Source organism: Fibrella forsythiae, from assembly GCF_017353175.1.
Taxonomy (GTDB): Bacteria; Bacteroidota; Bacteroidia; order Cytophagales; family Spirosomataceae; genus Fibrella; species Fibrella forsythiae.
Window position 1 is genome coordinate 606066 of record NZ_JAFMYW010000002.1, and the last position, 15464, is coordinate 621529.

Genomic DNA, 15464 nt, shown 5'->3' on the forward strand with positions numbered 1-15464 from the left:
CCGGGACTGTCGGATACGTGCGAAAGCAACCTACTACAAGTCTGCAAGACATATGTTATTTACTACCACTATGACCCAGCTTCTCATCAGACGTAGCTTTTTATTACTTGGTTTCTTCTCGTCACTTTCGCTCATTGCGCAGCCAAAACCGAACGTACCTGAGCGGGTGCGGGTGCTGGTGCTGACGGATATTGAAGCTGACCCCGATGATGCGCAGTCGCTGGTGCGTTTTCTGACCTACGCCAATCAATGGGACATTGAAGGGCTGATTGCCACAACCTCCATTCATCAGAAAACGCGGGTTGCCCCCGAAACCATTCACGCCATCGTGGCGGCCTATGGCAAGGTTCAGCCCAACTTGCTGAAACACGAACCCGGCTTCCCAACAGCGCAGGCGCTTACCACTACGATCAAAAAGGGGTTACCTATATACGGCATGGCCGGCGTAGGAGAGGGCCGCGATTCGGAAGGCTCCAACTGGATCATCAAGGCGCTGGAAAAGCCCGACGAGCGTCCGCTATGGGTATCGGTCTGGGGTGGACCCAACACGCTGGCGCAAGCCCTCTGGACGATCAGGAAAACGTACCCAGCCGAGAAAGCAGAGCGGTTGTACCGTAAGTTACGGGTCTACACCGTCTCTGATCAGGACGATTCGGGCCCCTGGATACGGAAAACGTTTCCAGGCATTTTCTTTATATGCAGCCCCGGCTATGGCTACGAACAGGCTACCTGGCGCGGCATCAACACCACTGAAGCGGGCACCCACGCCGAGCTGATCAGTAACGAGTGGCTGGCCAGACACATTCAGCAGGGGCACGGGCCAATGGGGGCGATGTATCCAGATGTAGCCTACGGTATGGAAGGCGACACCCCCACGTTTCTGGGCTTGATCCCGAATGGCCTGAACGTACCTGAGCACCCGGATTACGGCGGCTGGGGTGGCCGTTACACTTTGTACAAGCCTACGATGCTCCCTCCACGTGGTCGGTTTGTACGCCCCGATTTCCCCGCCGACGAACTTGAAACCCGCCCCATCTGGACCAACGCTGCCGATTCGGTATATACCGATGCGCTGCCCCGAAAATCGTATGCCGAGCCCGCCGATTTGCCGGGCGCCAAAAGCATTCTGGCCACGATCTGGCGCTGGCGGCCAGATTTTCAGCACGATTTTGCTGCCCGCATAGACTGGTGCACAAAATCGTATGCCGAAGCCAATCACCCGCCCAAACCCGCACTGGCCCATCCCGATAACCTGACCGTACATTCGGGCGAGCTCTTTCACCTGAACGCCGCCGGAACTACTGATCCCGATGGAGATTCGATGAGTTATCTGTGGTACCAGTACCCGGAAGCCGGAACGTACCCGGCGCGCATCAGTTTTCGGCCCTACGCGTCTAATTTGTACGATCTGCCCGTAACGGCTCCCGTTGTTACAGTACCACACACCATCCATTTCATTCTTAAAGTAACAGACAAAGGCACGCCCGCCTTGACCCGATACAAGCGGGTCATCGTACAGGTACTTCCCAATTAATCCTTTTTAGGATTGGGCTACACAAAAGCGATCAGCCATGCCATCACTCTCCAATCTGAAACCCCGAGACCAGTATTCTATGAAGCTATTAGTATGTGCAGCCAGTATTCTGCTACTGCTTGGGCAGCCGATTTTCGCGCAGAAGAAGCAACCATCAGCCAAGGCGCGTACCATCGTGACGACAGATGGTGAGGTCGATGACGTGGATACGTTTATTCGTATGTTGCTATACAGCAATGAGTTTAACCTTGTAGGGCTGGTCTACAGCAGTTCGCAGTGGCATTACAAAGGCGATGGTAAAGGCACCCGGTTTACCTCTGAAATGGAAAACACCGCCAAACGCTACGGCGAGCGAACCGACCTGCGCTGGCCAGGCACCACCTGGATGGAAACGTATATCGATAAGTACGCTCAGGTGTACCCCAACCTCATTAAACACGCCAGCGGCTACCCATCGCCAACGTACCTGAAAAATCTGGTTCGGGTAGGAAACATCGATTTCGAGGGCGAAATGAACCACGATACCGACGGCTCTAACCTGATCAAAAAAATCCTGCTCGATAACGACCCCAGTCCGGTGTACCTGCAAATATGGGGTGGTACCAACACGGTAGCGCGGGCCTTAAAATCCATTGAAGATCAGTATAAAACCAGCGCGAACTGGGCGGCTATCCAGAAAAAAGTATCGGACAAGGCCATTATCTATGCCGTGCTTGATCAGGATGCTACGTACCAGAAATACGTAGCGCCCAACTGGCCGCGCATCCGGGTGCTCTATAACTCCGACCAATTCTGGAGTTTCGCCTACCTGTGGCCACGCGTTGTACCGACCGAACTGCAGACGTACCTGAAGGGGGCATGGTTTGCCGACTACATCAAGTTTGGTCATGGTCCGTTGCTATCGTCGTATTTTCTATGGGGCGACGGGCAGAAAATTGCCGGCGACCCCGAACATACGCACGGCGACCTGGCCGAAGCGCAGAAATACAAACTGAGCCAGTACGATTTTATTTCGGAAGGCGATTCACCCGCCTATTTCTACCTGATCGACGTTGGCCTGCGCAGTATGGAAGACGTATCGTACGGAGGCTGGGGTGGCCGTATGGTGAGATCGGCCACGAATCCTTACCGCTGGGAAGATGGTAAGACGGTAACCGATTACGATCCGTATACCAAAAAACAAGAGACGGCCTACCCACAAACGCGCTGGATTCCGGTATTGCAAAACGACTTCGCCGCCCGTGCCGATTGGTGTGTAAAGCCTTACAAAGAAGCCAACCATGCGCCAGCCGTAACGCTCAATCACCCGCACGACCTGCGGGCGAAACCCGGCCAGCAGGTGACGTTAAGCGGTTCAGCCACCGATCCCGACAAGGATAAGCTCGCTTACCGCTGGTGGCAGTACGAAGAAGCAGGTACGTATAAAGAGAACGTGACAATCAACCAGGCCGATCAGGCCAAGGCGTTGGTCAACGTACCTGGCAATGCCTTGGCTGGACAAACCATTCACCTTATTCTGGAGGTAACCGACCAGGGAACGCCCGCCCTGACACGCTACCAACGGGTAATTGTTACTGTTGCTAACTAGCGTCCGTTTTGGCTCTACAGCATCTCCCGTGCCACAGCCGCAAAGGTACCTGAACCGACCAGATCAATGCCATACGCTCTTGTAATGTATGTGTAGATAAGTTGTTGTTAATCAATAAATTAAGATCCATCTTTGCGTTAATCTGTTCGTGCAGTTACCGCCTGGATGATTTATTAAACTTTAAACGGTCGCTCAATTCAGTTTGGCATCATTTTAGACTGTGTTGTAGATAAATATATCTATAACACATTGTGAGCCAGTAAATTGATGAAGCGCGTACCCTACAAACGTGGCGAACAAACGTTTGAGCCTGAGAACGTTGCTTACCTCATTGGTGAGTCTAATTACTCCCATGTCCATCAGGTCGACGGGGAAGTTATTTTATCATGTCGGAATCTGAAATGGTTTGAAGATCAGTGGCCAGCTTTTGTGCGGTTGCACAAGAGTGCGCTCATTAACGTAAACTCGATAGCCTATTACGCCACTGGCGAGTCGAACCGGGTAGTTATGACCGATAACGCTGAGTTGATCATTGCCCGACGGCGCGTGCCGGAGGTCTTCAGTCTGCTGGCCGCAAAGGGGATAACAAAAAAAGAGGACGAACTCGCCTACGACGATTCGTCCTCCTATATGTAAAACCGTTGATTATTAGTCAACTACGCTCAACTTAACCGTGTTGGTTTTTCGCTGCTGCGAGAGTGGCATGCTCAGCGTATTCACGAAAATATCCCCCGATTCCAGCGAACCACGGGCAATCAGCGTCTGCTTGATGGCTTCAACCGTCTGGTCAACCGTGATTTGCGGATCAGGCTCGAACGGAATTACCTGAACACCCCAATACAAGCCCAGTACGTTGCGGAGGCGGGCATCTGGAGAGAACACGTAGATCGATGCCTTTGGCCGGTGGTGCGACAACCGAACGGCGGTGTAGCCTGACGTTGTGATACCGATTACGGCCTTGGCGTGCGTATCACGGGCCAACCGGCAGGCGCTCATTACCACATTGTCGTTCAGGACGTTTTCGCTTGGGTGGTCATTTACCTGCGTGTGGTAGCGGTAATAAATCTTGTCGGTGTTGGCTTCTACGTTCCGAATCGTGGCCGACATGTTTTCAACGGCCAGCACAGGGTAGCTACCCGATGCCGTCTCGGCCGACAGCATTACCGCATCCGCACCGTCCATGACCGAGTTGGCTACGTCGTTGATTTCGGCGCGGGTTGGGCGGGGCGCATCGATCATACTTTCGAGCATTTGCGTTGCTACGATCACCGGTTTAGCGGCGCGGTTACACTTCTCGACCAGCATCTTCTGAATCATCGGCACCTCTTCGGCGGGCAGTTCAACGCCGAGGTCACCCCGGGCAACCATGATCGCGTCGGTGGCTTCAATGATCGCGTCGATGTTAACGATGGCTTCAGGCTTTTCGATCTTCGCCACCACGCGCGCCAGCTTGCCTTTCGACTTGATATAATCTTTAATCTCCAGAATTTCCTGCGCTTCCCGAACAAAAGAAAGGGCAATCCACTCCACATCGTGTTCCAGACCAAAGTCAAGGTCGGCCCAGTCTTTATCAGTTACCGATGGCATCGACACTTTCGTGTTGGGCAGGTTCACGCCTTTCTTCGACTTCATTGGTCCGCCGTAAACCACTTCAGTAACTACGTCGGTACCGTCGACGCCAATTACTTTCACTTCCAGTTTGCCATCGTCGAGCAGGATACGCTCGCCCGGCCGAACATCGCGGTACATACCTTTGTATGGCGTGCTGACGCGGTTGGCCGTACCGATCATTTCTTCGTTGGTGAACACCAATTGCTGACCGGCAATGATCTGAACCCCGTTTTTAGGGTCTTCAACCGCGCCAATCCGAATTTTTGGCCCCTGCAAATCCTGGAGGACACACAGGTTCATATTGTACTCGGCATTGATTTCACGAATGCGGTTCAGGCGTTCGAGGTGATCTTCGTGCGTACCGTGCGAGAAATTAAGCCGGAACACATTGACACCCGCGTGGGCTAATGCCAGAAGTTGTTCTTTGGTTTCAGAGGCAGGGCCAACGGTGGCAACAATCTTGGTTCTTTTGAACATGGGGTAACTGAAGAATAACTGAAGCAGGAGGTATCGGGTGCAAAATTAACCGCATAACTGAGAATAGTTTAACTCATTCTGTTTACTGTTTGCAGTTTACTGTCTTCTGTGGCGCTGCCGGGGCACGTTATGTTGCTTTAGCGGGGCAACAGAAGACAGTAAACTGCAAACAGTAAACAGATTCCGTTTTGCCGTTTGGATTGATTCTGTTAATTTTGCGGACTCAATTCAGGAACAGGCATTTTAGTCGCAAGTATACAATGAAAAGAACCTACCAACCGTCGAACCGCAAGCGTCGGAACAAACACGGATTCCGTGAGCGGATGTCAACGCCTAACGGGCAGAATGTAATTGCTCGTCGCCGGGCCAAAGGTCGTTGGAAACTGACCGTTTCTGACGAGAAAAAAGGCGCTCGCTTCAAGATGTAGTGCCTGACCCTTATACGTCATTAAAAGAGCCGCTCTGATCATCAGCAGCGGCTTTTTTTAATGCTAAGGTTGCCCGGTTGAACGTTGTTGAAAGAGGCTCTTTCCGGGGCAGATTCAAGCTATGGAACAGCCAATACAACTACCCGTTCAGCGTAACTGAGCACGATACCGTACCCCCCAACTACATTCGAGTAACGTGAAGTTGGTATGACAAACGCCTGACTAATGTCAGCAAACGGTGAATAGCGATAGTAGTTCAGATACGATTCATTGACGGTACGTAGTCGGACTATCGCCCGATCTGCCACCGGATTGGCTTCGTTGCCTTTGATAAACAGTGAATCTGGCGGAATGGGAGGTCTTCCCTGGGGGGTGCCTCGCAGAGACGACCCGTAGCGCGTAGTTAGCAACCCATTCTCAAAACATATATCCCGGTAATAAAACGTGTTGAGATTACCCCGGAAGCTACAATTATCGCTCACATCGTCGGGGCGGAGCAGGTTACGAAGGTTGATCGCCGTTTCCCACTCTTTGTAATAACTAACCAGGCGAAGTTCGTACTGATTAATCACGGCTGGTGCATCCTGTATGGCTACCGTTACTTCGTATTCACCACCTTTTTTCTCAATCACTGCTGTTTTCAGGTCGGGAAAGGGGGGAATGGTTTCTGGTTGACTTTCTACCGGCGGGTAGCCGGGCGCTTCTACTCTAACCCGGTAAGCTTTTCCAATGACTGGCCGAATGGTGCCCTTTGCTGCGTATCTGTTTTTTGTGATTCGCTGGAGGGTGTCTAGCAGGCGGTCATTTTCGTATAGCAACACACGGGCATTGGTCACGCCCTCGTCGAATAGCTGCTCACCGGTAGGCGGGTACGTATGATCCATCAAAACCTTCACCGAGTCATCGGCCGACAACACGGCCATGATAACCAGCCGGTTGCCCTCATGAGGTAGCTCAATGCCCAGATCGCGTGAGCACGAAAAAAGTAGCCCGGCAAAAGTGAACAGCAACAGGAATAGCCGGATCATAGCTTCAGGGAATAGGCCAGATAAGGCAATACAGGAAACAGCGATTGCTGCGTCAATGCGGAGCGGTAACCGATAGGTTTCTGAAAGAAGAGGTCGTCATCCGGAGTAAAAGGTGGGTAGATGCCACTGCTGCTGACGGTTAAGAAGAGCGGATTTTGGCGGTTGTAGGCATTGATAACTCCCCATGTCCAGGTTCGGGTACGTTGTTTGCGGGTTTGCTTCGTGAAGGCAACGCTGAGGTCAAGCCGGTGAAAGGCCGACGACTGAAAATTGTTTCGGTCGCCGTACACGTAATTCGGATAGAAGGCATTGGCCGGGTCGCGCACCAGAGCAACCGGCACGGTAGCGGGTTGCCCCGACTGGTATTGCCAGGCCACCGACGCTGCCACACGGGGCTTAAGCTGGTAGTTCAGCACTACGTTGCCTACATGCCGCCGGTCGAAGTTGGCGCGGAACCATCGCCCATCGTTGATGGTGGCAAACTGCCGGTCGCTCCGCGCATAGGTGTAGGCCAGCCAGCCGTTGAGCCGCCCGCCGGGCTTGTGCAGCATCACTTCCAGCCCGCGCACCAACCCACGCCCGTTACGCTCTATAGCTTGCTCCCAGGTGGCATCAAACGTACCCAGTAAATTGGCGCCCGTCGAAAGGTCGATGAGGTTGTTCAGCCACTTGTAATACCCCTCAACGCTCAGCTGCCATGTTTCGGCTTTACCAAGCGACGTGGCCAAACCAACCGTTAGCTGACTGGCGCGTTGTGGGGGGACGGTGATAGTGGCGGGCACCCAGATATCGTTGGGTAACCCCACCGCATTACTGCTTAGCAGGTGCACAAATTGCCGCATGGTGCTGTAGCCTGCTTTTAGCGCCAACTTATCTGTGGTGTTCCAGTTGAGGGCCAGTCGGGGTTCGGCCGATGGGTAAATACTGGAGCCTACCCGGTAGCCAACCAGCCGCAGGCCGGGCTGAAGGGTCAGCTTACGACTGGGCTGCCACTTTGTGTCCACATAAATGGCTTGCTCGAAGGCATCGATGGGTGAATTAGTCACTTGCCGAATGCGTTCTCCAACTGTAAATGTAGTGCGCAGCGCAGAGGGAACGTACCTGTGAATGGTAGTTTCAAACCCGGTGTTCAGTTCGAGGTCAGCGCGTATATGCCAATCTAACCCGCCACGGGCAATCCAGTCGCGCACCGACGAACCAATCACAAACTCATTGACAAGGTTTTGTTGCCTATTCTCAATGGCATAGTTCGTATAGCCGCTCTGATACTGGTAGTTTGAATAGCCTACCATCCCTGTCAGAAACAGGTTGCCCTGCATTGCCTGATGATACCGCACAGTGGCGGTGGTGTTGCCCCAATCGAGTTGGAATTTAGAGCGTTCGGTGTTGCCACCGTCCCAACCGTAAAAATAATCGTGTCCTCTGAACAGGCTTACACTCAGTCGCCGCGTTGCACTAAGCGGCAGCGTTAGTTTAGCGTTGATATCGTACAGCCAATAATTGGCATAGTTATCGGCCTTGCCCTGGTTGTAGGCAATAATGACGGGCAAAAGGAATAGCGTCAGATACGAGCTTCGGGCCGAAACCATGTAGGTAGGGCGCAGGGCGGTTTTTTTGCTTAATGGCCCTTCAAACAGAAATCGTGAACTGATGAGGCCAACGCTTACTTCCCGCTTGTGATCCTGCGTGTTGCCGTCGCGCATGGTCACGTCAACCACCGACGAGAGACGCCCGCCAAACCGGGCGGGGAAAGCTCCTTTATACAGCGTAACGTTCTTAACGGCATCGGGGTTGAAGGTCGATACCAGCCCAAACAGGTGCGATTGATTGTAGAGAGGTACGTCATCGAGAAGAATCAGGTTTTGGTCGGGTGAGCCACCCCGCACCAGCAAACCCGACGTGCCTTCATTACCCACCGTGACACCCGGCGTGAAGGCAAGGGCTTTCATCAAGTCGCTTTCGCCAAAGAGCATTGGCACCTGACGCAATTGCCGGATCGGTATCGTGGTAATGCCAATAGCCTGGTCACGCCAACGGGACTCCGTAACAGTAACCTGAGCCAGGTTTTGAGCGACTGGTCTGAGCAGGATCGTGGTACCATTCCGTAGTGAGTCGACGTTGAACCGGGCCGACTCGTAGCCTATAAACGAAACGTTGAGTTGCTGATTGGGCCGAACGATCAGTGTAAAATAACCCTGGGCGTTGGTTGTGGTTCCTCGCCCCGCCTGCTCCGGACGTACTACCGCGCCCACCAGACGTTCTCCCGTCGACGAGTCAGCTACGAACCCGCCGACCGTGAGGGTCTGTTGCGAAAACCCTGGCGAAGCCAGTAGTAACAGCCAGTATAGCCAGGTCGCATTTTTGACGAGAAACATAACTGAGTTGAAAAAGAAGACTCACTTTTTTCCGTTGCCAACATACCAGTTTCCACCTATCCCTATGGCTACATACCGGTTTGAAGGGTCGAGTTTCTGGTTGCGGATAGCGACATTCAGGTTAGCAATAGCAAGTGTCGCTGTTGCTTCCAAACTGAATCGATCTGTTATAAAATAGGCCCCACCTCCACCTATACCTGTCCTGAAAAACTGGCCCGATTCAGATCGTTCAGGTAGACCCTGCAGGTACGTATAGCGCGAAGAATTTACATTGTAGCTGACTTCAGCATGAATAAATGGCTTGAAGCGAGTTGATGACAGATAACGTCTGGTAAATAATGATAGCCCAACTGTATTGCCCTCGATGTTGGCAATACCAGTCAACGAAGCCGATTTGGAAAAGGTCAGGGTGGTGTTCTCAAGAGGTAGGCTAAACCCAACAAGTAAATTATCACGAAGGAAGTAGCCTACACTTGGGGTTAAGTGAACACTGGTACGTGTAGCCGTTTCTATACGCCAAATTCCGCTGGCTACGTTAGCACCGACGGTCAATATCCCCTTTTGGGTTTGCGACCAACCAGTATTCGTCAGCAGTAGCGTAGTGGTGATGATAAGAACAAGTGTTTTCATAGAGCGATTTTTTTGAAAAGTAAGCTCCTGGGCGACCATTCAGGAGCTTACTTTTTTGCTATTACTTCGATAAATAGCACTGACGTCGGATACCATCTGAACAGAGTACCCAATTGCCAGTGGAAATTCTGGAGAATACTCGCCCACAATCCGTACTACCGTTGGGACCCGTGACGCAGAATGATGGATACGATATTCGGATCAATCCATCATTGTCGGACGATACAGATCCTGTTTCTGTATAGCTTGGCTGACTAAAGTTATCCATCGTAATTGACCAGTTAATGCCTAATTGAGGGGCATTAACCTCCCACCACGAGACCCCCAACACCCGTTTTTGGTGCTTCACATACAGATCAACGTCTGAGTAGAATAAGCCATTCGGATGGAAGTACTCCGTATATTCGATTACACCAGCCATCCGTCTTTTCTGACTGCCTAACAAACCGTTGCTGATCCAGTATTCGTCTAAACAGTAGTCGCTGGATGCCAAGCGAGCGTTATTTCCAAGGGGTTGGGATCTACGGATAACCTTACCTAAAATCATGTCAGAGCCTGATTCTGAACCTGCATCAACCTGGGCCACACGAGCAGAAGAGCTGCTTGTCAATAGTACAAGCTTATCGTATTTAAATTTGTACAAATCGGTTCCAATTTGTAACCACCCTTTCTGATTAACCACAGTAGCCAGAATGGGATCGCCAATCACACAGGTTATTTCCCGTTCTTCTCCTTCACCGGTTTCTGTTACAAAATTGGAATAGTAATCCATCCTCTCCTTACCGATTATTTGTTCGACATCTTTTTCAGTAAGTTGATCATAGGCTGTTCTCATTGAGACGAAGCCAGGGAACGTTGCCTCGAAAGCGTCAAGGCTGTTTTCCCCTTTGTTGTTTTGCCCTTTCGCTAACTTCTGAATAGTCTCCCTGAACGCCTCATGTGTTGGGAAGCTAATTCGACCATCCACCATCCGAATCGCAGCAGGCTCTTTATCCTAGGTAATAATATTTGCATCCTGACAGCTAAATACTGCCAGTAGTGCCACTACCATGAGTAGCGAGAAAGGTAAATTTTTCATACCTTCATATTGGTTTTAGTGTGAACTAAGACTCGTAAACCCCGCCTTCGGTCGCCAAACTGTTGCGGGGTTTACTTATGACAAGTATACAGGTGTAGGAATTAGCCCGGCTGAATCTAGATGAAGTAGTGACTTAATCTATGCGAAGAAATACGGATTATGTAAACAGGAGTTGCAAACATGATCTCAGCTCGCCTTTTTACCGCGCTCGGCGAAGAGTTGCGTCATGCCAGGATATTGGTAGAATGCCCGACTCTCACCCGCCATTAAAAAAGCCGCTCTGATCATCAGCAGCGGCTTTTTTAATGGCATCTCCCTTCCCTATCTCTTCGCATCACCGGGTAAATACCGGTTGGCCTGAGAGAAGAAACCAATTCGTTTCGTATTGAGAGTATGTATGTGTTACAGGCAAGACATAATAAATCAAGAGAGGAAAGTTCGGATGCTCCGCGAAACAACTGAGTCAATCGGGGTTTACTGCCCAGCAGCGCCGGGGCTTTTTTAACGATGTCGAGCGGCACTACAAACCGCTCCATCGTTGCGTCATCGTAAGTGTCTTTGCCAGTCGACTGCTTAACGGTCACGGCATCGAGTTCCGCTACGTTGGGCACTAACCGAACGGTGATAGGCCCTGCTGAAGACGCCCGCCGATGCAGCCGTTTCGATTGGTAACCTACACACGATACCAGTAGGAAGTCTGCCGCAGGTGCAGACAAACTAAAAAAGCCATACCGGTTGGTTGACGTCCCGGTTGGCCTGAAACCCATTTTGATAGTAGCGCCGATTAGCGTCTCCCCGGTTTGCGCGTCCTGAACGTACCCATAACATGGGGTCACTCACGGATATTCCTGATTTTGCTTAGTGTTTGAGGCGTCATGCTCAGAAAAGAGGCGATGTGTCTCAGCGGAGCTCTTTTGTATATGGTAGGGAAGTGTACTCGAAAATAATCAACCCGTTGCTTCGCCGTTGTCATGCGTAGGGCACGTAATTGATGTTCCATCTGAACCATATACCGGACAAGGATGGCCCGCCCCACCATACCCATTGCCGGATTTGTAACCTGAAGGTGTTGTAGGTCGGCGCGCGATACGGAGAAAGCAATACCCGTTTCCAGTGCTTCTATGCTCTCTAAAGAGGGCTCGTTTTTGAAATAGCTGTGTGGGATGGCCACATAACCACCCTCTGTCTCGAACCAGGAAGTGATGGTACTGTCATCGGTATCGTTATGATATACGCCCCGGACCATTCCACTGGCAATGAAGTAGAACCGGTCATTTTGGTCACCAGCCGTTACCAGTAGCTGACCAGGGCGCAGAATGTGCCGTTTTAACAAAGTGCATAGTTGGAGGATCAGATCAGGGTAAGGGGCAAATTCAGGAAAGATCGCTGCAAATGTGCCAGTTGCTGAAGCCGGATTTTTCGTAGAGACGTTGCTTTTCATAGGCAGATGTGAATGTGGTCAGAAAATAAGTAAAAATATATCTGAATTGGTTGATAACGATTGCTTATTCTTACATAATGGTATGTTCGTCGATAAATCTCGATTGAAGCAGGAATAGACTGGTGAAAATGATGAAGACCATCTTGCTGTGTTATTTTTGTCGACAACGTATGCGCCACACTTTTCCAAAATCTGAGCACCTGACCAGCAGGAAGGTCATCGACAGGCTTTTCCACCGGGAAAAGCCAGGTACGTTACCTGCTGAAAAACCAGTCGGTGATGCCCCATTGACCTTTTACCATTACCCATTTCGGGTGCTGTACTTTCGGCAGGGACTTAGCAACGTAGCTGAAACGGAACAGGCTGAGCCAGGTATGGCTATCCCTGTCGAATCAGGTACGTTACCACAGGTGCTGTTCAGCGTGCCTAAACGGGCGTTTAAGAAGGCAGTAGATCGAAATGCGGTGCGTCGACGTGTGAAGGAAGCGTACCGACTGCATAAGCATCGGTTAGTGCCGAGGGGCGAAACGAAGGTTGATAATCAGCAAATTGCCGGGCCGGTGGCGCAGATTGTATTTCTCTATACCGCGAAGACTAAAATTTCGTTTGAAGAGATAGAAAAAGGCATGAAATTGGCTCTTAAACGAATGACTAATACGCGCTGACTAACGAAGGAGGACATCGGGCGTACTAGTGTTTCGCCTGGCCTTTATTCGATATTCATCGTATATTGTTAGTTGAAAACTTTTCCTTATGCGTCTATATAAGAAACTGATACTTGGCACTTCAGCTCTGCTTGTTGCGGGTGGGTTGACCGCCTTCACGCGCGACGATCGGTTTTTCGAGATCGCGCGTAACCTTGATATCTACGCCACCATGTTCAAAGAACTGAACATGTATTACGTGGATGAGGTGAACCCCAACCGGATGGTCAAAACGAGTATCGATGCGATGCTTAAATCGCTCGATCCGTACACGAACTTCTATGCCGAAGATGACATCGAAGATTACATGACCATGACCACGGGCCGGTACAACGGCATCGGGGCCACGATCGGTACGCGACAGGATAAGAGCATCGTGATGATGCTGTTTGAAGGAACACCCGCCGAAAAATCGGGCTTGCAGATTGGCGACGAAATTCTGAAGATCGACGGCGTTGACATCAAAACCCGCCGCGATGCCGATACCGGAAAACTCCTGCGTGGGCAGACCGGAACAGCCGTGAAGCTGACGGTGAAGCGGTTTGGGCAGAAAGATCCGGTTGAGATATCGGTAATGCGCGACGTGGTGAAAATGACCAACGTGCCGTATTACGGGATGCTCAACGACGAGGTGGGTTATATTGATCTGAAAGACTTTATGGCCGCTGCCGGTCGGGAGGTACGTGCCGCCTATCAGGAGTTGAAAGGCAAGGGCATGAAAAAACTGGTACTTGACCTGCGCGAAAACCCCGGTGGTTTGCTCGATCAATCCATCGATATTTCCAATATTTTCATTCCGCGTGGTTCAGAGGTGGTTACCACAAAAGGGAAGGTGACCGAATGGAACAAATCATATGCTGCTCAGGCGCCCGCCCTTGATACTGAAATGCCAGTGGTTGTGCTGACGAATAATCACTCGGCATCAGCTGCGGAAATCGTTTCGGGCGTCATTCAGGATTACGACCGGGGTGTATTGATCGGTCAGCGTAGCTACGGTAAAGGACTGGTACAAACCACCCGCCCGCTCTCGTTCGGAACCCGGATGAAGATAACGACGGCCAAGTACTACATTCCCAGCGGTCGCTGCATTCAGGCCATCGACTACAGCCACCGCAACGCCGATGGGAGCGTCGGTAAGATTGCTGATTCACTCCGCACCGCCTTCAAAACACGCGCCGGACGGACGGTATATGATGGGGGCGGCGTAACGCCCGATATTCAGACGGAAGCCCAAACGCCAACGCCAATCGCAATCAGTCTAACCAACAAAGGCCTGATCTTCGATTATGCGGTGAAGTATAAACACGACCATCCGAGCATTAAACCGGCGCGTGAGTTTAAACTGACAGATGCCGAGTACCAGGAATTCGTAAAATGGGCGGGCGACAAAGAGTACGACTACACCACGCAGGTTGAAAAAGATTTGGGTGTACTGGAAGCGTCGGCTAAAAAAGAAAAATATTTCGACCAGATACAGAATCAGTTACAGGCGTTAAAGTCGAAAATGTCGCATAGTAAAGACGCCGACATGAAGACGTTCCAGGCCGAAATTCGGGCCTTGCTGGAACAGGAAATTGCCGGCCACTATTACCTTCAGAAAGGCATCAAAGAAGCCTCATTCACCACCGACACAGACATCAAAACGGCGCTCGATCTGTTCAAAGACATGAACAAGTATGAGCGCATTTTGAAAGGAAGCAAATAGAGGAGGAAGGGGAGAACGGAGGAGAGGGAGGAAGGGGTTGCTGACGCAGAGCAAAACACTGTCGTCAGCAACCCCTTCCTCCCTCTCCTCCGTTCTCCCTTTCCTCCCTTTCCCTCCATTCCCCCAAAATGATTCTCTCCCTCGACACCTCTACAACCGTTTGTTCCGTAGCGCTGCATCAACTCGATGGGACCTTGCTGGGTTGTTACGAACTCTTTACTGAACGCACAGCCTCCTCGCGCCTGACTACGTTGGTGCAGGATGTAGTTACTCATGCCGGCCATGCGCTTGCAGACGTATCGGCCATTGCTGTAGCCAAAGGGCCGGGGTCGTACACGGGTTTGCGCATTGGCGTGTCAACGGCCAAGGGGTTATGCATGGCCCTCGATGAACCGCTCATCGGCATAAACACGTTAGCTGCCATGACCGAGCAGGTACGTCCGTTCTACCCGCCGGATACGCTATTCTGCCCCATGATCGACGCCCGCCGCATGGAGGTGTACTGTGCGTTTTATAATCAGGAAGGAAACGAAGTACGGGCTACCTCGGCCACAGTGCTCGATGAAACGTCTTTTGCCGATCTGCTTGCCAGAACTCCTGTAGTTTTCTTCGGTGACGGTGCTGATAAAGCACGATCCGTACTGACGCATGCGAACGCAATATTTCCGACTACTCAGGTACGTCCCTCGGCACGTACAGTGGGTACGTTGGCCGTGAAAGCATACGCTACCGGTGACTTCGAAGAGCTGGTCACGTTTGAGCCCTACTACCTCAAAGAGTTCATGACCACCACGCCGAAGCAGCGGGTAAATTAAAGCGCCCTATCTCCTGATGAGACACTTTAAACGAGAAATGGCTTGTTTGG

General features: G+C 51.4%; 14 protein-coding genes. 7 read left to right on the plus strand and 7 right to left on the minus strand.

The genetic code is table 11. The features are described from left to right. The first annotated feature begins 70 nt into the window (after positions 1–70). The 3 genes from J2I46_RS08510 to J2I46_RS08520 all read left to right on the plus strand — a co-directional run bounded on the left by J2I46_RS08510 (position 71) and on the right by J2I46_RS08520 (position 3758). Positions 71–1534: a nucleoside hydrolase-like domain-containing protein gene (locus J2I46_RS08510; RefSeq protein WP_207328576.1), complete on the plus strand. Its 1464-nt coding sequence runs from the start codon at positions 71–73 to the stop codon at positions 1532–1534. 79 nt (positions 1535–1613) lie between these two features. Continuing rightward, complete coding sequence (locus J2I46_RS08515) at positions 1614–3122, plus strand: DUF1593 domain-containing protein (protein WP_207328577.1); 1509 nt, start codon at positions 1614–1616, stop codon at positions 3120–3122. A 267-nt stretch (positions 3123–3389) separates the two neighbouring features. Continuing rightward, positions 3390–3758, plus strand: coding sequence for a LytR/AlgR family response regulator transcription factor (locus J2I46_RS08520; RefSeq protein ID WP_207328578.1), 369 nt, complete (start codon positions 3390–3392; stop codon positions 3756–3758). 12 nt (positions 3759–3770) lie between these two features. Here J2I46_RS08520 and pyk read toward each other — a convergent pair whose 3' ends face one another. Further along, the gene (pyk, locus tag J2I46_RS08525; RefSeq protein ID WP_207328579.1) at positions 3771–5210 is read right to left on the minus strand and encodes a pyruvate kinase; all 1440 of its coding nucleotides are present in this window, start codon (positions 5208–5210) and stop codon (positions 3771–3773) included. A gap of 260 nt (positions 5211–5470) precedes the next feature. Between pyk and rpmH the strand changes: the two genes are divergently transcribed. Further along, on the plus strand, positions 5471–5638 hold the full coding sequence (gene rpmH / locus J2I46_RS08530; protein WP_207328580.1) for a 50S ribosomal protein L34: 168 nt from the start codon (positions 5471–5473) through the stop codon (positions 5636–5638). Between the two features lie 119 nt (positions 5639–5757). On the opposite strand, the gene J2I46_RS08535 is transcribed toward rpmH, so the two are convergent. The 6 genes from J2I46_RS08535 to J2I46_RS08560 form a co-directional block, all read right to left on the minus strand. Further along, positions 5758–6666 (minus strand): DUF4249 domain-containing protein, encoded by a 909-nt coding sequence (locus J2I46_RS08535; RefSeq protein ID WP_207328581.1) that lies wholly within the window; start codon positions 6664–6666, stop codon positions 5758–5760. Next, entirely contained in the window at positions 6663–9041 is a 2379-nt protein-coding gene (locus J2I46_RS08540; RefSeq protein ID WP_207328582.1) for a TonB-dependent receptor, read from the minus strand. The genes J2I46_RS08535 and J2I46_RS08540 overlap by 4 nt, the downstream gene beginning before the upstream one ends. A gap of 21 nt (positions 9042–9062) precedes the next feature. Then, positions 9063–9710 carry a hypothetical protein gene (locus tag J2I46_RS08545; RefSeq protein ID WP_207328583.1) on the minus strand — a complete coding sequence of 216 codons (648 nt, stop codon included), beginning with the start codon at positions 9708–9710 and terminating at the stop codon, positions 9063–9065. A 22-nt stretch (positions 9711–9732) separates the two neighbouring features. After that, complete coding sequence (locus tag J2I46_RS08550; protein ID WP_207328584.1) at positions 9733–10506, minus strand: hypothetical protein; 774 nt, start codon at positions 10504–10506, stop codon at positions 9733–9735. A 545-nt stretch (positions 10507–11051) separates the two neighbouring features. Next, complete coding sequence (locus J2I46_RS08555) at positions 11052–11585, minus strand: carboxypeptidase-like regulatory domain-containing protein (RefSeq protein WP_207328585.1); 534 nt, start codon at positions 11583–11585, stop codon at positions 11052–11054. Then, positions 11582–12190 carry a Crp/Fnr family transcriptional regulator gene (locus J2I46_RS08560; RefSeq protein ID WP_207328586.1) on the minus strand — a complete coding sequence of 203 codons (609 nt, stop codon included), beginning with the start codon at positions 12188–12190 and terminating at the stop codon, positions 11582–11584. Before J2I46_RS08560 ends, J2I46_RS08555 begins: the two co-directional genes overlap by 4 nt. 170 nt (positions 12191–12360) lie before the next feature. Here J2I46_RS08560 and J2I46_RS08565 point away from each other — a divergent pair, with 170 nt between their 5' ends. The 3 genes from J2I46_RS08565 to tsaB all read left to right on the plus strand — a co-directional run bounded on the left by J2I46_RS08565 (position 12361) and on the right by tsaB (position 15414). Beyond that, complete coding sequence (locus J2I46_RS08565; protein WP_207328587.1) at positions 12361–12855, plus strand: ribonuclease P protein component; 495 nt, start codon at positions 12361–12363, stop codon at positions 12853–12855. Between the two features lie 88 nt (positions 12856–12943). Continuing rightward, on the plus strand, positions 12944–14599 hold the full coding sequence (locus J2I46_RS08570) for a S41 family peptidase (RefSeq protein ID WP_207328588.1): 1656 nt from the start codon (positions 12944–12946) through the stop codon (positions 14597–14599). 128 nt (positions 14600–14727) lie between these two features. Then, entirely contained in the window at positions 14728–15414 is a 687-nt protein-coding gene (tsaB, locus tag J2I46_RS08575) for a tRNA (adenosine(37)-N6)-threonylcarbamoyltransferase complex dimerization subunit type 1 TsaB (protein ID WP_207328589.1), read from the plus strand. Positions 15415–15464: the final 50 nt, after the last annotated feature.